This is a genomic window from Kocuria subflava (genome assembly GCF_012163155.1).
Lineage (GTDB): Bacteria > Actinomycetota > Actinomycetes > Actinomycetales > Micrococcaceae > Kocuria > Kocuria subflava.
Genome location: NZ_JAAVUN010000019.1, coordinates 24,994 through 45,156 on the forward strand (window position 1 = coordinate 24,994; position 20,163 = coordinate 45,156).

The 20,163-nt window shown below is 65.4% G+C and carries 17 protein-coding genes; 9 read left to right on the forward strand and 8 right to left on the reverse strand.

Going from position 1 to position 20,163, the window contains the following annotated elements; translation table 11 throughout:
- Positions 1-53: 53 nt before the first annotated feature.
- Positions 54-932, forward strand: coding sequence for an MBL fold metallo-hydrolase (locus GTW58_RS09900; RefSeq protein WP_119932841.1), 879 nt, complete (start codon positions 54-56; stop codon positions 930-932).
- On the opposite strand, the gene GTW58_RS15010 is transcribed toward GTW58_RS09900, so the two are convergent.
- Positions 871-2,202: a phosphatase PAP2 family protein gene (locus GTW58_RS15010; protein ID WP_119932842.1), complete on the reverse strand. Its 1,332-nt coding sequence runs from the start codon at positions 2,200-2,202 to the stop codon at positions 871-873. The genes GTW58_RS09900 and GTW58_RS15010 overlap by 62 nt on opposite strands.
- 164 nt (positions 2,203-2,366) lie before the next feature.
- Here GTW58_RS15010 and GTW58_RS09910 point away from each other — a divergent pair, with 164 nt between their 5' ends.
- From GTW58_RS09910 to menD, 3 genes are all read left to right on the forward strand, one after another.
- Positions 2,367-3,395 carry an o-succinylbenzoate synthase gene (locus tag GTW58_RS09910; protein WP_119932843.1) on the forward strand — a complete coding sequence of 343 codons (1,029 nt, stop codon included), beginning with the start codon at positions 2,367-2,369 and terminating at the stop codon, positions 3,393-3,395.
- A 212-nt stretch (positions 3,396-3,607) separates the two neighbouring features.
- Positions 3,608-5,863, forward strand: coding sequence for a PhoX family protein (locus GTW58_RS09915; RefSeq protein ID WP_119932844.1), 2,256 nt, complete (start codon positions 3,608-3,610; stop codon positions 5,861-5,863).
- A 37-nt stretch (positions 5,864-5,900) separates the two neighbouring features.
- A complete protein-coding gene (menD, locus tag GTW58_RS09920) occupies positions 5,901-7,823 on the forward strand; it encodes a 2-succinyl-5-enolpyruvyl-6-hydroxy-3-cyclohexene-1-carboxylic-acid synthase (protein WP_209436500.1) in 1,923 nt (640 codons plus the stop codon).
- Between the two features lie 160 nt (positions 7,824-7,983).
- Here menD and GTW58_RS09925 read toward each other — a convergent pair whose 3' ends face one another.
- The 6 genes from GTW58_RS09925 to GTW58_RS09950 form a co-directional block, all read right to left on the reverse strand.
- Positions 7,984-9,276, reverse strand: coding sequence for an MFS transporter (locus GTW58_RS09925; RefSeq protein ID WP_168023506.1), 1,293 nt, complete (start codon positions 9,274-9,276; stop codon positions 7,984-7,986).
- 157 nt (positions 9,277-9,433) lie between these two features.
- Positions 9,434-10,237: an amino acid ABC transporter ATP-binding protein gene (locus GTW58_RS09930; RefSeq protein ID WP_369792971.1), complete on the reverse strand. Its 804-nt coding sequence runs from the start codon at positions 10,235-10,237 to the stop codon at positions 9,434-9,436.
- 3 nt (positions 10,238-10,240) lie between these two features.
- Complete coding sequence (locus tag GTW58_RS09935) at positions 10,241-11,038, reverse strand: amino acid ABC transporter permease (RefSeq protein ID WP_119932846.1); 798 nt, start codon at positions 11,036-11,038, stop codon at positions 10,241-10,243.
- A gap of 54 nt (positions 11,039-11,092) precedes the next feature.
- On the reverse strand, positions 11,093-11,890 hold the full coding sequence (locus GTW58_RS09940; protein ID WP_119932847.1) for an ABC transporter substrate-binding protein: 798 nt from the start codon (positions 11,888-11,890) through the stop codon (positions 11,093-11,095).
- Complete coding sequence (locus tag GTW58_RS09945; protein WP_047690046.1) at positions 11,887-12,666, reverse strand: ABC transporter substrate-binding protein; 780 nt, start codon at positions 12,664-12,666, stop codon at positions 11,887-11,889. The genes GTW58_RS09940 and GTW58_RS09945 overlap by 4 nt, the downstream gene beginning before the upstream one ends.
- 196 nt (positions 12,667-12,862) lie before the next feature.
- Positions 12,863-14,275: an isochorismate synthase gene (locus GTW58_RS09950; protein ID WP_119932848.1), complete on the reverse strand. Its 1,413-nt coding sequence runs from the start codon at positions 14,273-14,275 to the stop codon at positions 12,863-12,865.
- 87 nt (positions 14,276-14,362) lie between these two features.
- Here GTW58_RS09950 and GTW58_RS09955 point away from each other — a divergent pair, with 87 nt between their 5' ends.
- From GTW58_RS09955 to GTW58_RS09975, 5 genes are all read left to right on the forward strand, one after another.
- Positions 14,363-15,094 (forward strand): demethylmenaquinone methyltransferase, encoded by a 732-nt coding sequence (locus GTW58_RS09955; protein WP_119932849.1) that lies wholly within the window; start codon positions 14,363-14,365, stop codon positions 15,092-15,094.
- A complete protein-coding gene (locus GTW58_RS09960; protein WP_119932850.1) occupies positions 15,091-16,368 on the forward strand; it encodes an NAD(P)/FAD-dependent oxidoreductase in 1,278 nt (425 codons plus the stop codon). Before GTW58_RS09955 ends, GTW58_RS09960 begins: the two co-directional genes overlap by 4 nt.
- A gap of 11 nt (positions 16,369-16,379) precedes the next feature.
- Positions 16,380-17,483 (forward strand): polyprenyl synthetase family protein, encoded by a 1,104-nt coding sequence (locus GTW58_RS09965; protein ID WP_370448272.1) that lies wholly within the window; start codon positions 16,380-16,382, stop codon positions 17,481-17,483.
- 124 nt (positions 17,484-17,607) lie between these two features.
- Positions 17,608-19,335, forward strand: a complete 1,728-nt coding sequence (locus GTW58_RS09970) for a sodium-dependent transporter (protein ID WP_168023507.1) — start codon at positions 17,608-17,610, stop codon at positions 19,333-19,335.
- Positions 19,332-19,445 (forward strand): methionine/alanine import family NSS transporter small subunit, encoded by a 114-nt coding sequence (locus GTW58_RS09975; protein WP_119932851.1) that lies wholly within the window; start codon positions 19,332-19,334, stop codon positions 19,443-19,445. The genes GTW58_RS09970 and GTW58_RS09975 overlap by 4 nt, the downstream gene beginning before the upstream one ends.
- Positions 19,446-19,634: 189 nt before the next feature.
- Here GTW58_RS09975 and GTW58_RS15015 read toward each other — a convergent pair whose 3' ends face one another.
- Complete coding sequence (locus tag GTW58_RS15015; RefSeq protein ID WP_342453308.1) at positions 19,635-20,138, reverse strand: EamA family transporter; 504 nt, start codon at positions 20,136-20,138, stop codon at positions 19,635-19,637.
- Between the last annotated feature and the right edge of the window lie 25 nt (positions 20,139-20,163).

Sequence of the window (20,163 nt, forward strand, 5' to 3'; positions counted from 1 at the left end):
ATGCAATCGGTGGCAAGTCGCCGTCAACTGCCCATGGGCCGTACGCTGACTGCGTGATCACCATCAACGAGGTCGGAGCGGACGTCCACGTCATCACCACAGAGAACTGGAGACTCAACTCCGGTCTGGTGGTGGGGGCCGGGCGCGCCCTGGTGATCGACACCGGTGCGGGACCCCGCCAGGGTCGGGCGATTCTGGAAGCCGTGCGCAAGGTGACCCAATTGCCGCTGGTGGTGCTCAACACCCACGCACACTTTGACCACTACATGGGCAATGCCGTGTTCCAACGCGCCGGCGCCACGGATTTCTGGTCTCACCGCCTTGCCGCTCACGCCATCGAGAAGTACGGGGACTACCAGCGCTCCTACGTGGGTGTGGCCGAACCGGAAATGGGGGAAGGCAAGGGCCTGGACACCAAGATCGTGGTGCCCACCCGCCACCTGCCCGGCACTGGCCGCAGACCGGCCCTGACCAGAATTGACCTGGGTGACCGTCAGGCCTTGGTGTTCTCCCTGGGCCGCGGCCACACGGACAACGACGTCTTGGTGGGCGTTGACGACGTCGTTTTCGCCGGGGACGTGGTGGAGCAAGGTGCCGATCCCTCGTTTGAGGATTCCTTCCCGCACGACTGGGTTTGCGCGTTGGAACAGCTGGCCGATCTTGAGCGCTACCGCGTGGTGGTGCCGGGTCACGGTCTGCCCGTGGACCACGGGGACGTCCGCGGGATGGCAGCCACCATGGCTGCGGCCATCGAGCGCATCACGGCCATGAACGCTCAACAGGCCGAGGGCCAGAACCCCCAGCCGGTCACGGCCAGCATGTTTCGGCTTCCCTACGGTGCGGGATCCTCCCGCATTCTGCTGGACCGCCTCACACAAATTGCTGGTGAGGCCGCAGCGCCCGCACCGTCTGGTGAGCAGCCAACAGGCTGAAGCCCACGATGCCGGCCGCACCGGCGGCCAACGGCAACCCGGTGATGGTCACGGTCTGCATGGCCGCCAGCCCACCGGCCGCTGCCAGAACCAGCAGGATGCCCAACACCAACGTGGTCACGGACAGGTTGGACGTATAGCGCTCCGGGCGGATCAGGCACCGCAGCAACAGCGCACCCACCACGGCCCAGCAAGCCACCACCAGCACGGAGACCATGGCGTCCATGGGACGGTGCCAGCCGTTGAGAACCGTGGAAATCCCGGCCGCAGCAGTGGTCAGGGCACCAAAGAACGCGACGGCGCCGCGCCACCTGGCCGGGGCCGTCATCACGGCGATCATGGCCGCGGTGGCGGCCGCTGCGGTGTGACCGGAGGGCAGCGAGTTCATGGTGGTCTCATGGATGCCATAGGGCGCCTTGACCAGGAACTCACGCTTGAGCAGTTGCACGGAGACCACCGCACCCAGCCCGCTGACCACGCCCACCAGCAGAGGCACCCAACGGCGGGAGCCCACGGCAAACAGCAAAGCCACTGCACCCCAGAGCACGCACACCAGAACCGGGACCAGATCGATCCACGGCACCCAGGCAGTGGGCAACTGGTTGAGCGCCTGGTCGCCTTCCTGCAGCGCCAGTTCATCCGCCCACTGGCCACCCACCGTGCGCAGAGCGTAGAAGGCAAGGCTGCCTGCAGCCGCAAACAGCAAGACGGCGCGCAACAACAGCCCCATCACAATGCCGAAACTCAGGTCCCGCGCCGGGGTGCGTGCAGCAGCCGGGTGGGCAGTGGCACCGTAACCGGCGGGCGCCTGCCCCACCGGCTGCTGCTGAGGCTGGCGGAATTGCTGTGACTGGCCGTGCTGCTGCCCCGGCCCACCCCGGTAATCCCCGGGTTGCTGTAGCGGCTGCTGTACCGGGTGCTGCCGTGTGTCCTGCCAGGGTGCCGGAGCACCGCTGTCGCCTGGCCCGGTGGTGGTCTCCAGGGCAGTGGTCTCGGGATCCGCGGAGAGCTGATACCGGCCAGAGCTTGACGCGCCACTCACCGAGGGCATGGGGCGGGTCACGGTGGGGTCGGATGATGCGCTGATGGACTCGGTGCCCGGGCCGCTCTGGTGGTCCTGCACGGAGTCAGCACGGGAGGCGGAGGACCCGCCGTTGCCTCGGGTGCCGGGCGGGGTGGTGATGGCCTCCGTGGGCGTCTCCTCCGCACTGCTGCCGGACCCGGACCGTCGATTCTGGTGGGGGTCGTTCTCCGCGGGGATGTACGTCACTGCTGTCCTCTTTCGCAATTCGCCGGTCCACGGGGACGCGTACCTGGCGCTGTTCGCAGAACAGTGTGACAGCCCAGCCTTCACGACTCCTGAAATTTCTTGAGGTCCCGGCGCCGTTGTCTGGGGATCTCCTGGACGCCCCGCAACCCCTTTACAGTGAACCCATGTCCGAACACCCAGTCTCCGCCAACCCGTTGGACCTTGACCTGGAGGAGGTCCTGGCCCGCGTCGTCGTGGTTGAACTGCCACTGACGGTCAAGTTCCGTGGGGTCACCACCCGGGAGGCTGTGCTGGTGGAGGGGGAGCGCGGGTGGGGCGAGTTTGCGCCGTTTCCGGAGTACGACGACGCCGAAGCGCTCGCGTGGTGGCGTTCGTGTCTGGAGGCCGCCCGGTGTGGTTTCCCTGAACCGGTCCGCAGCCATGTGCCGGTCAATGCCACGGTGCCGGCCGTGGCAGCCAACGCGGTACCTGACGTGTTGGACCGCTACGGGGAGGGGATCACAGCAGTCAAGGTCAAAGTGGCTGAGGCCGGTCAGGACCTGGAGCAGGATCTGGCCCGGGTGGCAGCCGTGCGTGCCCACTGGCCGCAGGTGGCCATCCGGGTGGATGCCAACCAGGGCTGGGATCATGGGCAGGCCGTGCGGGCCCTGAGCGCCCTGGCGCAATACGACCTGGAATATGCCGAGCAACCGGTGGCGGGCGTGGACGGGCTGTACGCGCTCAAGGAGGAGTTGGCCAGGCGCGGCGTGGAGGTGCCGATTGCTGCCGATGAATCCGTGCGCAAGGCCGAGGACCCCCTGGCCGTGGCCCGTGCTGGTGCTGCGGATCTGATCGTGGTCAAGGTGGCACCTCTGGGCGGGGTACGCCGTGCGCTGGGAATCGTGCAACAGGCTGGGCTGCCAGCTGTTGTCAGCTCAGCCCTGGACACTTCTGTGGGTCTCAGCGCCGGGGTGGCGCTTGCCGCCAGCCTCCCGGAGCTGCCCTATGCCTGCGGACTGGGAACGGGGTCCCTGCTGGGCCAGGACGTCCTGGCCCACGGACTCAAGCCTTCCAACGGTCAGCTTCCCGTGGGTGCAGTGTCCCCGGAGCCCAACAACCTGCGCGCTGTGGAGCTGCACGGGCCACGGCAGCAGTGGTGGGTGGAACGGATCCGCCGGGTTCACCGGTTGGGACAATCCGGCCCCAACCGCTGAGCACATCCACCGCCGATTGCGCGGTTCACGTCAACGTGAGGCGAGCCCCGCACGCGGGCTCGCCTCACTGCGTATATTTACATGCTGAGTAGGGGATTTGGTCGCCCACGCTTCATCAGTTGTTGGCAATAAACTCCCCAGTTCTCAACTCTGCGGGTGTCTGATGGTCGCCGTCGTTAAACAGCGCGGCCGTGCTGCGCGGAGAGGTAGTGATGGCTCGGATTCTTCTGCCCATGCTGGGGCACACAAATGGCAAACGCAGCCCGTTGACCTGTGAACTCAAGTGCGGCTCCCAGTGCACCAAGCCGGTGTGCAACACCTCCCACAACGCCACGTTCCATGACGTTGCCTCCACCGCTCTCTCTCGCCGCTCAGCCCTGGGTCTGGGCACGGCAGCAGCCGTGACGGTGGGGGTGGCTGTGACCGGTACCCGCACCGAGGCTCAGGCCACGTTCGCGCACTGGGGTGCCAACAACGGCACCTTGGAGTTCGAGCCGATTGCTCCTGTGGCTGCCACGGTGGATGACCTCAACGTTCCCAAGAACTACGACTGGTCGCCGATCATCCGCTGGGGTGATCCGCTCTTCCACGACTCTCCCGAGTTCGATCCCCGAAACCAGACCGCTGAAGCCCAGGCCAAGCAGTTCGGCTTCAACAACGACTACCTGGACATCATGCCGGATGCCGGCGGCACCGCGGGTGTGTTGGTCTGCAATCACGAATACACCAACGAGAACACCATGTTCCCGGCGGATCAGAGTGAGGACCTGCAGCGCACCGCCAGCGTGGGCATTGCTGCCCACGGCATGGCCGTGGTGGAAATCGTGCGTGAGGCACCGGGCAAGCCGTGGACCTACGTCCGTGGTGGCGCGCGCAACCGACGCATCACGGCAGACACCCCGTTCCGGGTGGATGGTCCTGCAGCGGGTTCGGATCTGCTCAAGACCGTGGCAGACCCTGAGGGCAAGACCGTGCTGGGAACCCAGAACAACTGCTCCGGTGGCGTGACCCCGTGGGGCACCATCCTCTCCGGTGAGGAGAACATCCAGAACGTTCTCTCCGGGCCGGACACCCCGGAGAACAAGCGTTACGGGATTCCCGTGGAGCCTCCCAAGCGGCGCTGGGACCTGGTCGATCCGCGCTGGAACGGCAACAACGCCGGATATGAGAACGAGGTCAACCGCTTTGGTTACATCGTGGAGATCGATCCGTCCGATCCCAACTCCACTCCGGTCAAGCACACCTCCATGGGCCGCTTCAAGCACGAGGGCGCGAACGTCTACGTGGCATCCGATGGCACGGTGGTGGCCTACTCCGGGGATGACGAGCGTTTCGACTACCTCTACAAGTTCGTCTCCGAGAAGAAGTACGTCGCAGGCGACCGCGCCCACAACATGACGCTGCTGTCCTTCGGTGATCTCTACGTGGCCAAGTTCACCGGCAACTCGGAAGGCGAGATCGACGGTTCGAGTCGGCTCCCATCAGACGGTGCTTTCGACGGCGCCGGTGAGTGGTTGCCCCTGGTGGTCGATGGCGAATCCAAGGTGGAGGGCATGGACGTGGACGAGGTCCTGGTCTTCACCCGTCTGGCCGCGGACAAGGCCGGTGCCACCAAGATGGACCGTCCGGAGGACGTGGAACCCAACCCGCACACGGGCAAGATCTACGTGGCTTGTACCAACAACACTCTCCGCGGTGAACCCGGTCTTGCCGGGGCCGATGAGGCCAACCCGCGCAACAACAACCGCGACGGTCACGTCATCGAGATCACGGAGGACGCCGCCAACTCGGCCGGGACCACCTTCCACTGGGACATCCTGCTGGTGTGTGGGGATCCGGCCAAAAATGGTTCGGCGTACTTCTCCGGATTCCCCACGGACAAGGTCTCCCCGATTTCCTGCCCGGACAACGTGGCATTCGACTCCCAGGGGTACCTGTGGATCGCAACCGACGGCGCGCCCACCGCCATCGGCTACAACGACGGTTTGTTCCGTGTTGATCTGACCGGTCCCAAGCGCGGGCGCACCCAGCAGTTCCTCTCCGTTCCCCAGGATGCGGAGACCTGTGGCCCTGTGATTCACGATCGCGAGAACATGGCCTACGTGGCGGTGCAGCATCCGGGTGAGGACGGGACCTTTGAGACCCCGCGCTCCTACTTCCCCGACTACGTGCTGCCAACCCGTGAGGGTGAAGGCCAGTTCGCCATGCCCCGTCCCTCAGTGATCCAGATCTTCTCCACCACCGAGGGAGAACCTCCGTTCGTGGACGAGGACGGCCGCCCCGGCAAGGGCGAGGGCAAGGGCCGTGGCCACAAGAACAGGGGCCCGGGCAACAACAACGGGCGGGGCAAGGGCCGTGGCCCCAAACGCGAAGGCTACCGAGGCCGCTCCACGGAAGAACTGCGCAACAAGGCACGCAACGCTCCGCGGTCCTACGACGACGGCCGATCGCACCGGTTTGGCTGGTGAGTGAACCGTGAACTCTGGGGGCGGTCAGTAGGGTGAGATGGTGACCATCGAATCCCTGCTGACCGCTTCTGCCGTTCTGGACCGTCTGGTGAATGCCGGTGCGCGCGAAGTCTTCTTCTGCCCCGGTTCCCGGTCCGCACCCTTTGTGTACGCGGCTGCGGCTGTGGATGGCACTGACCTGCGGACCCACGTGCGTCTGGACGAACGATCCGCTGCCTTCCACGCACTCGGTGCGGCCAAGGCCACGGGCCGTCCAGCGGTGGTGGTCACCACCTCCGGCACGGCCGTGGGCAATCTGATGCCTGCCGCCATGGAAGCCGATCACGCGGAGGTGCCCCTGATCCTGCTGACCGCGGACCGTCCACCGGAACTGCGTGGCACCGGTGCCAACCAGACCACCCGCCAGGACGGGATCTTTGGCAGCCACGTACGGGCCGTCGTGGACGTGGTGATTGACCCAGCGCTTGACCCCCACCAGATCACCGCCCAGGTCCACAGGGCCATGGAGCCGGTTCTGGCAGCTCTCAACGACGACGGCGCTCGCGTCCCCGGCCCCGTTCACATCAACGTGGCGCTGCGTGAACCCCTGCAACCGGCCCTGGATGACGCGCAGGCCGGTGACACGCAGGACAGTGACATGCAGGACAGTGACATGCAGGCCGCCGGACGCAACCAGGCCACAACTACTGCAGTATGGGCACCGGTGCCCGTGAACCCGAGTGCTGCCGTGCCCGTGGCAGCAACCGACCTGGCGCAGACGCAGCTCTCCCAGAACAGGCAGTTCTCCCAGAACGGTGAGGGCCACCGTGACCCCGGCACGTACCGCACCGTGATTCTGGCCGGGGACGGCGCCGGAGAGGCGGCCAGGCACCTGGCTGAAACCCTGGGCCTGCCTCTGATGGCTGAGCCGTCCTCCAACGCTCGCTGCGGGACTCACGCCATCGGTCCGTATCGGCTGTTGTTGGACACCCCGCTGGGGGTGCAGATCGAGCGAGTCCTGCTGATGGGCCGCCCCACGCTCTCCCGCCCCGTGGGTGCTCTTCTGGCCCGGCCACATGTGCAGACCGCGGCGTGGCAACCGCGTGCGGTGGCCTGGTATGACGAAGGTCGTCGTCGGGAAACCGTGGTGCGAACCCTCTCCGAGGTCCTGGATTTCACGGGCCGTCCTCCCCAGGACTGGTTGGACGCCTGGCAGCGTCTGGGAGCAGTGGCACAAACTGCGATCAACCAGGAACTGGACCCCCACCTGCAGGAACACGAACACGCAGTACCGGCCGGTGCTGCAGCATCTGCACGGGAGGTGATCCCTGTGTCGAATGTGATCCCGGGGCCAGTAGTGGCTCGGGAGGTGTGGGCAGCTTGCCGTCGGGATGGCTCGCCACTGGTGGCAGGTTCCTCCAACCCCATTCGGGACCTGGACCTGTGTGCCGATCCCGGACCCGCACCGGGGCGCGCCGGTCAAGACCACCAGGTGACCGTCATGGCCAACCGAGGGTTGGCGGGAATTGACGGCACCGTGGCCACCGCGGCCGGTGCCGCCCTGGCCACGGGGCAGCCCATGCGCGCCCTGATGGGGGACGTGACATTCCTGCACGACGCCGGATCCCTGACGCACCTGGTGCACGAAACCCAACCCGATCTTCAGATCGTGGTGCTCGATGACCGCGGCGGCGGGATCTTCAACACCCTGGAACACGGCTCCCTGGGCGAACAAGCACAGTGGGCGCACACCGTGGAACGGTTCTTCGGAACGGAACCCGCCGTGCAGATCCCCACGCTGTGTGCCGCCTACGGCGTACCGGTGCAGGCAGTCACCACCGTGGAAGATCTGCACCGTGCGTTGGAGCAGCCGCCAGCCGGGGTGTCGGTCGTCGTCGTTGCTGCCAGCCGTGCGGGCCTACGGTTCACGAATGCCAGGATCAAGCAGGCCGTCACACGAGCAGCTGCTGACCTGCCCTGAGCGGATGGAGCCGGCCAGGATGGAGGCAGCCGGCCAGGATGGATGGAACTGGCCAGGATGAATGGAACTGGCCAGGATGCAGACACGGCGCCGGGGTTGGTTCGTCGACGGTGACGAACCAACCCCGGCGCTGTGGTGATCGGTGGGATCCGGTCTGGGATCAGGCCACGGGCTGGCGGTCCCGCTCAGCAGCCAGCTGGGCCTTGGGCCGCCGCACGGCTTCACGTTCGATCAGGTACGTGTTGTGCTTGCGCGGAACAATGAACGTCACGATCGCGCCCACCAGGGCCACGGCGGCGAAGGCGTGGAACTGCTGGGTTGCACCCAGGCCTGCGGCCACCAACCAGCCGCCGATCAACGGGCCGAACACGCCGCCGGCGCGGCCGATGGTGGCACAAGCGGCCACACCCGCAGCGCGGGAATCAGAGGTGTAGTAGTTGGACTGGAAGCCGTAGATCAACACCTGGGTGCCCAGGATGCCGATGCCGGCCACACCGATGAAGGTGAACAGCAGGGCCAACGGGAACTGGAAGGTCATGAGCACCAGTGCGATGGCCGCCAGCAAGAAGGTGCTGGCAATGATGTTCTGCGGCTTGCCCTGGCGGTTGGAGACACGGGCCGCAATCAAACCGCCGATCACGGCGGCACCGTTGAGCACGAACGGGAACCAGAGCTTCTGCTTCGCGTAGCCGTAAGACTCCATGATGCGCGGCAACCAGGTGTTCATGCCGTAGGTCAGGAACAGGCCGGCAAAGGACATGGTGGCCATCAGCAGGGTTGCCAGCCCGAACTCGCGGGTGAACAGGGCTGCGTAGCCGGTGCGCTTGGGCACGGTGGTGGCGCGGCGGACAGCCAGCTCCTCCTCCAGGGGCACGCCGGTCTGGCGGGCGATCTCAAAGGCGCGGGCCTCGTGACCGCGGGAGAGCAGCCACCGCGGGGACTCGGGCAGCTTCATGGCGGCCAGGGGCACCAGGAACAGGATGGGGGTGGCCCCAATCAGGAACAGGCCGCGCTTGTCCTTGGGCGCGAACTCCGCGATGGTGGGGCCCGCGGTGGCGATCACCAGACCCAGGCCCAGACCGGTGATGAAGCGCATGAGGCCAAAGGTGAACACGGTGCCGGTGGCGGCAGTGATGGCCATGCCGATGGAGAACCAGGCAATGCCGATCATCATCATCATCTTCTTGCGTCCCAGGATGTCTCCGATGAAACCGGAGGCAAAGGAACCCAGGAGCACGCCGATCAGGGCCAGGGACCCCACGGTGCCGGCGGTGGAGGCATCCAGCACGCCGATCTGGCTGGGATCGTTCATCAAGGTGGGCATGACGGTGCCGTAGACCACAAGGTCATAGCCGTCAAAGATCAGGGCCGTACAGGCGATGGCTGCCACCCAGATGGCAGTTTTCATCTCCAACCGCTTGTCAGCGGTCACGAGGGCGTTGGTGGTTGACATCTCTGCGGATCCTTTCGATCAACCAAAGGGTTGACCAAGATCGTGACAGGGATGTGATTCGGGCATATTGGGGGAACACCCTGGAAACCACAAGGGCCCTATTAATAAGGATAAAGCTATCAATAGGGCCCTACTGCTATGTGCAGCGTTGGTTATCTCATGACTCCGGCGTGTGCACCTGCGTGGGGTTCAGCACGCGGGACAGGAAGGTCTGGGTGCGCTGGTGCTGCGGAGCCCCGATCACATCACGTGCCAGGCCTTCCTCCACCACCACGCCGCCGTCCATGAACACCACGCGGTCTGCGACGTCGCGGGCAAAGGCCATCTCATGGGTGACCACCAGCATGGTCATGCCCTCCTTGGCAAGGTCGCGCATGATGGACAGGACATCGCCCACGGTCTCCGGATCCAGTGCCGAGGTGGGCTCGTCAAAGAGCATCAACTCAGGGTCCATGGACAGGGCGCGGGCAATGGCCACACGCTGCTGCTGGCCGCCGGAGAGCTGCGCGGGAGCGCTGTCCGCCTTGTCCGCAAGGCCCACGCGTTCCAGGTTGTGCAGGGCCGTCTGCCGGGCTGCCGACTCCGAGCGCCCCAACACCTTGCGCTGGGCCACCGTCAGGTTCTTCAGCACGGACATGTTGGGGAACAGGTTGAACTGCTGGAACACCATCCCCACACGGCGGCGTACGGCGTCGATGTCGACGTCGGGATCGGTCACCTCCACGTCCCCGATCTGGATGCGGCCCCGCTGCGGGGTTTCCAGGAGGTTGACGCAGCGCAGCAGGGTGGACTTGCCGGAGCCGGAGGGCCCGATCAGGCACACCACCTCCCCGGGCTGGACGTCCAGGGAAATGCCCTTGAGCACGTCCAGGGATCCGTAGGACTTGTGCAGGCCGTCAATGGTGACCGACGCCGGGTGGGCTGCCGTTGCCGTGGCGGTTGACTTCTTCACTGTGAACAACTCCTACTTGCGGGCCGAGCGGGCATCCGCGCGGGTCTCGAAGTACCGGGCCAGAAGCCCCAGCGGGACGGTGATGATCAGGTAGCACACGCCGGCCAGCACCAAGGGGGTCAGCCCGGCTCCGGTTCCGGAAATGGCCTCCCGACCGAACTTTGTCAGCTCGTACTGCGCCACGGTCATGCCCAACAGGTAGACCAGGGAGGAGTCCTTGGCCAGCAGGATGACCTCGTTGGTCAGCGGCGGAAGCACAATGCGCAAGGCCTGCGGAATGATGATGGTCACCATGGCCCGTGCGTGGCTCATGCCCAGGGATCGTGCCGCCTCGTACTGGCCCTTGGGCACTGCCTGCAGGCCCGCGCGCAAGGACTCGGCGATGTAGGCCGCGGAGACCAGGCCCAGGGCCAGCATGACGGTGACCAGGTTGTTGAATCGCACCTGGAAGGCCAGGGGTACGCCGAAGCCCAGGGCCAGGAACACCAACACGGCCGGCACGCCGCGGAACAGCTCGATGTAGAGCGTGGCGATCCAGCGGTACGGCGCCACGGAGGACAACCGCATCAGCGCCAGCAGGATGCCGCCGGACATGCCGGCCACAAAGCCCAGTGCCGTGTAGATCAGGGTGTTCTTCAACGCCACGGTGATGATCTGCGGGAACTGCTGCGCCATGACCGACGGGTTCAGGGCCCGGGAGATCAAGGTGTTCCAGTCCGCAATGAACACCAGGGCCACCACGATCACCACAAGGAGTCCGTACTGGACTCCCCGGGAAATTCTGGCTCGCTGGCGGGCGGTCATAGCCATGTCGGGTTAATTCCTTCTCTTCACGTCACTACTGGGGGAGGTGGCCGGAACCGATCACTGTTCGGTGATCGGAACCCACTTCTCGGTGATCTCATCCAGGGTGCCATCGGACTTGATGCGCTCCAGGGTGGAGTTGACGGCTTCCAGCATGGCGGTGTCACCCTTGCGGACGCCCACGCCGAACTGGTCATCAGCTTCAACTTCTTCCACCACCACAAAATCGGGGTAGTCCTCCGAGTGCTGGGCAATCGGCACCAGGTCATCCAGGACGGCATCAACACCACCGGATTCCAGGTCCTGGAACATCAGGACGTCTTCGAACTGCACCGAGTTCAGTCCCAGTTCCTTGGCCTTTGCATCCCCTGTGGTCTGCTGCATGACTCCCACGCGGGCGTTGGAGTCGATGGCGTCTTGGACAGAGCCGATCTCCGAACCGTCCTTGACCACCAGGCCCAGCTGGTTGTCAAAGTAGGGGTCGGAGAAGTCCATCACGGAGGCGCGTTCCTCGGTCATGGTCAAGGCAGAGGTGATGATGTCGCACTGGCGGGTGTCCAGCGCAGCACCGGAGACCATGGTTTCAAACGGCAAGGTCACGTTGTGGACCTCAAGATCGTTGTCCTTGGCGATCTCCGCGGCCAGGTCCATGTCCAGGCCCACCATCTCCCCGTCCTGTTCCATCTCGAACGGCGGGTAGTTGGATTCGGAGCACACGGTCAGCTGGCCGTCGTTGATGGTTTCCAGGGAGTCCCCGGAGCCTTCGCCGTCGGATCCGGTGGTGGAGGTGCAGGCGCTCAGGGCCAGCAGCCCCACCGCGCTCAGGCTGATCAGGGCTGATGTCTTACGCGTGTTCACAGGCCCATCCACTCCTCGCGCATGGTCTCCATGGTGCCGTCGTCGTTGATGCGCTCAATGGTGGAGTTCACGGCATCCAACATCTCCGTGTTCTCCGAGTTCACGGCCACACCCAGCTGCTCGCCGTTGGACTCCTGGTCGATCAGTTCCAGGTCCGGGTTCTCTGCAGCACGGTTGCCCAGCACGGACACGTTGCCGATCACAGCCTCCACGCCACCGGTCTCCAGGGACTGCAGCATCAGGGCGGTGTCCTCCTGCTGCTCAAAGTTCAAGCCGTTGTCCTCGGCGTAGGTCTGACCGGTGGTGGCCTGCTGAACGGCCACGCGGGCATCACCGATCTGGTCAAAGCTCTGGATCTCGGATCCAGCCGGGACCAGCAGGCCGAGTTCGTCGTCGAAGTAGGGTTCGGAGAAAGCCATGACGGACTGGCGGGCCTCCGTGATGGTGATTCCGGAAATGGCGATGTCGCACTTGTTGGTGGACAGATCTGCGCCGGACTCGATGCCCTCGAACCCGGTCTGGATGACGTTCTTCTCCAGGTCCAGATCGGCAGCGATTTCATCGGCCAGGTCCATGTCAAAGCCCACCACTTCACCATCGCGTTCGAACTCGAACGGGGTGTACGGGGTGTTGCTGCACACGGTCAGCTTGCCGTCCTCCACCAGAGGAACACCGGATTCGGACTGGTTCTCCCCGGAGGTGGAAGTGCAGCCGGCCAGGACCAGGGCGGTTGCGCTGGTGGCGGCCAAGAGGGTGGGGAGGTGACGGGTTTTCATGATTTACCTCAACGTCAAGTGGTGTGGGCAGGGACCGAGCTCGCACTGGTGAGCGCCGGTGGTGGCGCTGACCTGACGGTGTCCCAGCGGCGGTGGATCCGCGGCGTGATTCAGCCGCACATGCCGCGCTGTGACCGCTTCATGGTACGCGTCCTGCTGTGACTGCCGGGTTACAGGGGTCTGTGCCAGGCCTTGTTCACGCGGGTGTGACGCCGAGTGCCCCCAGAACAGGGCGCAATTTGGCACGGGTTTCGGCCAGTTCCTCAGCAGGCACGGAAGCCTCCACGACGCCGCAGCCTGCGTAGAGCTCAGCCCTGTGGGCATCGCGCTGCACGCCTCCGCGCAGGGCGATCCCAAAGTCTCCGTTGTGCCGGGAATCCAGCCAGCCCACGGGGCCCGCATACAACCCACGGTCCATGCCCTCCAATTGGGTGATGGCCTCAGCAGCGGCATGAGTGGGGGTTCCGCACACGGCGGCCGTGGGGTGGATGGCCTCCACCAACTCCAGTGCCGAGGGCACGGTGCCGTCCGGGCCAGGTGTCAGCTCAGCCGTGACGTCAGAGGCCAGGTGCCACACATTGGGCAGTTCCAACACGAATGGATCAGGGGAGGAGACCACCTGGTTGGTGTAGGCGGACACGGAATCCAGCAGGGAGTCGATGGCGAATTCGTGTTCAGCCCGCTGTTTGGGGTCATCCAGCAGCTTCTGCTGCGCCCACCGTTGTGGATCGATTCCGGGGGGAACGGAAGCACGGTCCAGGGTCCCTGCCAGTACGCGGGCATGCAGTTTGCCGTCCAACACCCGCACCAGGCGTTCCGGGGTGGCCCCGAACAGGCGGTTCACGGAAGGATCCGCATGGTCCTCAACGGACACGGAGTAGGTCCAGCACGTGCTGTAGTCGGCGGCCAGATTGCGCAGGGCGCCCGGCACGTCCAGGGGCTGCGCATCGGAGCGAACCTCCACGGCGCGGGCCAGCACCAGCTTCTCCAGCTTGCCTTCAGAAATGAGTCCCACGCCATCGGCCACTGCCGAGCACCAGGACCGGTCCGCTGCTGGATCCGCAACGGCAACGGGGGCAGTGGCGGGATCGGGGTGCCGGGAGCCCACCGGTTGCAGCTGAGGAACCAGGCGCGTCCAGGCGGCCATGACGTCCTGCATCTGCACCTCGGGTTGGGTGGAGACCAGGGTGACCCAGGTGCCGTCGTCGTCGTGACCCACCACCAGTTCGGGCAACACCAGGCCGGATGAGGTGGTGGAGGCTCGGGCAAAGGTGAGGGCGCCAAAAGCCACCGGTCCGGTGGCCGAGCGGTTCAGCGGGTCCGTGATGTGCAGCTGAGTCGTGAGGCGGTCCCACCAGTCCCGGGCCGCGGTGAAACGATCCTCGCCGGTGACCACCACGTGGGCTGCCCGTCCGAATCCCACCAGCCCCAGGCCGCCGATGGTCCAGCAGCTGGTGCGCTGCCCGTCCAGGATCTGACGCAGATCCGGATCCGCTGCAAACGCTTGCGGCACGGGGGAGTGGGCAGCGGCGGCCAGGTCCCGGAGGTCAACGGTCAGGGCGGAGACGGGAGGCTGATCGTTACAGGACGGCAGATCGGAGGCGGACATCTGGATCAGTGTAGGCCCAGGGTGTGGCCGGGCACTGCCCGCCACCGTCCAGGCCGGGGCATGCTGCGGAGATGTCACAATGACAGGGTGAATCGTGCAGACCTGAACAAGCGCAAAGACGCCGTGACCGCCATGTTTGACCAGGTGGCCCCGCGTTATGACATCACCAATGACATCCTCTCCCTGGGGCAGACCCGCGGATGGCGCAAGGCCGTGACCCAAGCGGTGGGAGCGGTGCCGGGTGAATTCGTGCTGGATCTGGCGGCCGGAACCGGCAAGTCCTCCGAGCCGTTTGCTGATGCCGGGGTTCAGGTGGTGGCAGCGGATCTGTCCTTGGGAATGCTTCAGGTGGGGCGCAGCAGGCGCCCGGACATCGAGTTCGTGCAGGCTGATGCCACCATGCTGCCGTTTGCGGATGATTCTTTTGACGCCGTGACCATCTCCTACGGTCTGCGCAACGTGGAGGGCTACCACCGTGCCCTCCATGAGATGTACCGCGTGGCCAGGCCGGGCGGCAGGTTGGTGATCGCGGAGTTCTCCACTCCCACCAACAAGGCTTTCCGCAAGGTCTACGGCGAATACCTGGTCAAGGCTCTGCCCGGTGTGGCCAAGAAGGTTTCCTCCAACCCGGAGGCCTACGAATACCTGGCGGAGTCCATTGCCGCCTGGCCGGATCAAGAGGGCTTGGCGCGGGACATTGCCAGTGCTGGCTGGGAGCAGGTGCGCTACCGCAACCTCTCCGGGGGCATTGTGGCCATTCACCACGCCGTCAAGGGTGAGAACCCGGGCTACGGTGCACCGGAGATCAAGCTCGCGTGAAGGTTCTGATCTCAGGCGGTGGGCCGGCCGGAGCCACCGCCGCCTATTGGCTTGCCTCCCAGGGTGTGGAGGTCACGGTCCTGGAGAAGACCTCCTACCCACGGGAGAAGGTGTGTGGTGACGGTCTGACACCGCGTGCCGTGCGGGAAATGCAACTCATGGGCCTGCCACACGGGCCGGAGTTGGGTTACAAACGCAACCAGGGTTTGCGCATCAGAGCCCGTGGCAGGGCGATTGAGCTGGCCTGGCCCGAGCTGACGGACTTCCCCAATTACGGTTTGGTCCGCTCCCGGGCGGGATTCGACCAGCACTTGGCCGACCATGCCCGTGCGGCCGGGGCCACCATCATCGAACACCGGTCGGTCACTGAGGTCCTCCGAGATGACCAGGACCGTGTGGTGGGCCTGCGCGCCAACGTGCTGGATGACCGCGGCCGCCGCAGTGGTGAGACCGAGGACCACCGCGCCGACCTGGTGCTGGCCTGTGACGGTGTCTCATCCCGCACGGCCGTGTCCGCTGGTCTGCATCGGCGCCACGACCGCCCCATGGGGGTTGCCGTCCGCGCCTATTTCCAATCTCCACGCAGCGAGCTGGACTGGATGGAGGGCTGGCTGGAACTGACGGACGGCACCGATCCCAAGGGGTCTCTGCTGCCCGGCTACGGGTGGGTGTTCGGTGCCGGGGACGGCACGGCCAACGTTGGCCTGGGCATCCTGGACACCTCACCGGCCTTTGGCAACATCGACTACAAGCAGGTGCTGGCCGACTGGACCGCCTCCATGCCTGCCGAGTGGACTTTCGACCCTGCACACCGTCAGGGCCGCGTTCTCTCAGCTGCCCTGCCCATGGCCTTCAACCGGACACCACACTGGATTCCCGGGATGTTGTTGCTGGGGGACTCCGCCGGTCTGGTCTCTGCCTTCAACGGTGAGGGCATCTCCAATGCCATGGAATCCGCCCGTTACGCCGCGGAGCACATCCTGGAGGCCAGGCGTGCCAACGGCCCGGCGCAACGGGACGCGGTTCTTGCGCGCTACCCGCAGCGTCTGCGCACCGAATGGGGGGCACACTTCACCCAAGGGCGACTCCTGGCCGAGGCCATCGGACACCCGCGCATCATGAAGGCCGCCCTGGCCACCGGAATGGCTCTTCCACCCCTGATGCGCTTTGTGGTGCAGACCATGACCGAACTCACGGATCACCCGGCCCGCACCTGGCAGGACCGCACCGTGGCACTGCTGGACGCCCTCACTCCGCCCACCGGAAACCAGTAGAGTGGTGCCCCGTGACTGACTCCTCCTCCATCTCCCAACGGCCCGGTGACACCCACGCCTCCACGGGTGGGTCCGGTCATGCCGCCAGGGAGTTGAACGGTGCCCAGGTGGCACTGCCGGCGGGCATGGAGGTGCTCACCACCGATCCGGAGTTCGCGCGCCGGATCCTGGCCGGACTCGAACAGATTGAAACCCGTCTGGCGCAGCAGGTGGAGAGCTCGGATCCCCTGATCCAGGTCACCGCCTCACACCTGCTCAACGCCGGTGGCAAGCGGGTGCGCCCGGTCCTCACACTCCTGGCCGGTGAAATCGGTGGGGGCATCAACGACGACGTCATCAACGCCGCCGTCGTGGTTGAACTCACCCACCTGGCCTCCCTGTATCACGACGACGTCATGGATTCCGCCCCGGTCCGGCGCGGTGTGGACACCGCGCACACCGTGTGGGGCAACAACGTGGCCATCCTGACGGGGGACCTCATTTTTGCCCGGGCATCCTCCCTGGTGTCCACCATCTCCCGGCGGGCCTATCAGATCCAGGCCCAGGCCTTTGAACGCCTTGTGGTGGGCCAGCTCCAGGAGACCTCTGGCCCGCCGGAAGGTGCCGACGCCCTGGAGCACTATCTGCAGGTGTTGGCCGGCAAGACCGGTTCACTGATTGCCGCTTGCGGGCTCTTCGGCTCCATGTTGGCTGGTGCCTCACCTGAGGTGGAGCAGATCATGGAGACCTACGGGGAGAAGCTCGGCGTGGCCTTCCAACTGGCCGATGACGTGATTGACATCACCTCCACCTCGGAGACCTCGGGCAAGACCCGCGGCACGGACCTGCGGGAAGGCATCCCCACCCTGCCGGTTCTGGTGTTGCGCCGCATGGCCGCCCAGGGGGACTCTTCTGCTGTGAAGGTCCTGGAGCTGGTGGACGGGGATCTCAGCTCGGATGAGGCCCTGGCACAAGCTGTGACCGCGCTGTCCCACCACGCTGCCATCCAGCAGTCCTGGGCTGTGGCCGAATCATGGGTGGCGGAGGCGGAAGCAGCGCTGGAACCCCTGCCGGAATCCACCGCAAAATCCGCTCTGCACAGCTTTGCCCGCGGCATGGTGCATCGCCGGGCGTGACCCCGGGGTAACCTGAACGCTCAAACCGTCCGTCCGGCCACCCTCACCGGATTCACGGGAGCATCTGGAATTGCGCCGATCAGCCCGCCCGACTGACGGCACCTGAGCACCACGAGGTGGACTAGTGTCCTCAACCAAATCCGCACCTCCCGCTGCCCAGCAGCGCGAGGTCTTCTCCAATCGATCCGTCTTCATCCTGGCCGCCATGGGTTCTGCCGTCGGCCTGGGAAACATCTGGCGGTTCCCCTACGTCGCTTACGAGAACGGTGGCGGCGCCTTCATGGTTCCGTACCTGATCGCCCTGCTGAGCGCGGGTCTGCCGCTGCTCATGCTGGACTACGCGGTGGGTCACCGTTACCGGGCCTCCGCCCCGTTGTCCTACCGGCGCCTGCACCCTAAGGCCGAGTTCCTGGGCTGGTGGCAGTTGTGCATCTGTTTTGTGATTGCCGCCTACTACGCCGTGATCATCGCCTGGGCTGGCTCCTACACCATCTTCTCCGTGACCCAGGCCTGGGGGGATGACCCCGAGGGCTTCTTCATGGGCCAGTACCTCCAGGTTGCTGACGAGGTCGGCCCCGCCCTGGACTTTGTTCCCCAGGTTCTGATCGGTCTGGCCATTGTGTGGCTGGCGCTGCTGGTGGTCATGGCACTGGGTGTGCAGAAGGGCATCGGCCGCTTCAACGTGATCTTCATTCCGCTGTTGTTGGTCATGTTCGCCGCCATGGTGATCATGGCCCTGACCCTGGACGGTGCAGCCGCCGGTCTGGATGCCCTGTTCACCCCGGACTGGTCTGCACTGGGCAACAGTGCTGTGTGGATGGCCGCCTACGGTCAGATCTTCTTCTCCCTGTCCGTGGGCTTCGGCATCATGGTCACCTACGCCTCCTACCTCAAGCGGCGTTCGGATCTGACCAGCACCGCTCTGGTGGTCGGCTTCGCCAACTCCAGCTTTGAGATCCTGGCCGGTATCGGCGTGTTCGCCGCCCTGGGCTTCATGGCTACTGCCTCCGGCGTCGGTGTGAGCGAGGTGGTCTCCGGTGGTATCGGCCTGGCCTTCATCGCCTTCCCCACCATCGTCTCGCAAGCTCCGTTCGGGGGCCTTCTGGGTGTCCTGTTCTTCGGCGCCCTGACCTTTGCCGGTTTCACCTCCCTGATCTCGATCGTGGAAGTGATCATTGCCGGTGTTCAGGACAAGCTGGGCCTGAACCGCATTGCCGGCACCGTGGCCGTGATCGTCCCGCTGGCGGCAGCCTCCCTGCTGCTGTTCCCCACCACCACAGGCCTGAACCTGCTGGACATCACGGACGCCTTCGTGAACAACTTCGGCATTGTGGCAGCCTCCCTGGTGGCAGTGATCCTGTTGTCCTCGGGTCTGTCCGCCCTGCCCGGTTTGCGCGATCACCTCAACGCGGTCTCTGCCTTCAAGGTGGGCCGGACGTGGATGATCTTCATCGGCGGTGTGGCGGTTGTGGTCTTGGGCTACACCATCATCGGTCAGCTGACCACCGTGCTCACCGAGGGTTACGGCGACTTCCCGGGTTGGTACGTGGCCACCTTCGGTTGGGGCATGGCCATCAGCCTGGTTGTCATCTCCCTGATCCTGGCCAGGGTGCCGTGGTCCCAACGCTCGCGTGGCGCACAGCCGTCGCCGTCGTTGCCGGTGCTGGATCCCGGAGTGGATCAGAAGTACCTGACCACCGGTTCCCTGGCCACCATCACCAGCAGTGCCGTGCGCAACGGCACCCCCTGGAACGACGACGCCGCCGCAACCACCCCGGAGCCCTGGGCCACCCAGCCGGCGGAAGCGACTGCATCTGATACGACCAACACGGGAGAGGAGGCCACCCGATGAGCGCATCAGCCATTGTCATGTTGGTAGTGGCAGGTGTGACGGTGTGGGGCGGCTTGGTCGCCTCCATCGTGAACCTGCGCCGCAACCCGGATCAGGGCGGGGACGCGTGAGTCCCACCCGCAGCATCTGAGTGTTGGCACTCCAGGACTGTGGCCACCGAACCGTCTGGTTCGGTGGCCACAGTCATTGTCCGCTCCATCAGGTGCTCAGGGCGGATCAGGTGAGGATGATGCCGCCCGGGTGAGGCGCCGGCGTCGTCGTTGCCGGGTGGCATCCAGGATCAGCACTGCAACCGCTGCTCACACAACGCTGAAGCCCAGCCAACGTTCCCGCGGCATGGCCTCCTGCAGGATCACCACGGCAATCAGGAACTGCATGATGGGGGCGATGTACTGCAGCATGCCGACGGTGCTCAACGGCAGCCGCGCTGCTGCAAGACCGAACAGCAGCAACGGGACCACTGTGACCACGCCGGTTGAGGCCAACAGAAGCGTGTGCGCCCAACTGTGACCCCACAGCGTCAGATCCCCGTTCACGGCCTGGCGGGCGATGATCACAACGGCAACGGGCATGATGGCCAGCGTTTCAACCGTCATGGCCACCAGGGCAGGCCAGTTGGCGCCCAGCATGGATTTGGTCAGGCCGTACAGGCCAAAGGTGAAAGCCAGGCCCAGGGAGAGCCACGGGACCTGGCCGTAGAACACGGACATCACGGCCACTGCCGCCGCCCCCAGGCCCACCGCCGCCCACTGCAGGCGCCGCAACCGCTCCCGTAGGACCAACACACCCAGGCTGATGGCCACAATGGGGTTGGGTGAACACCGCCAG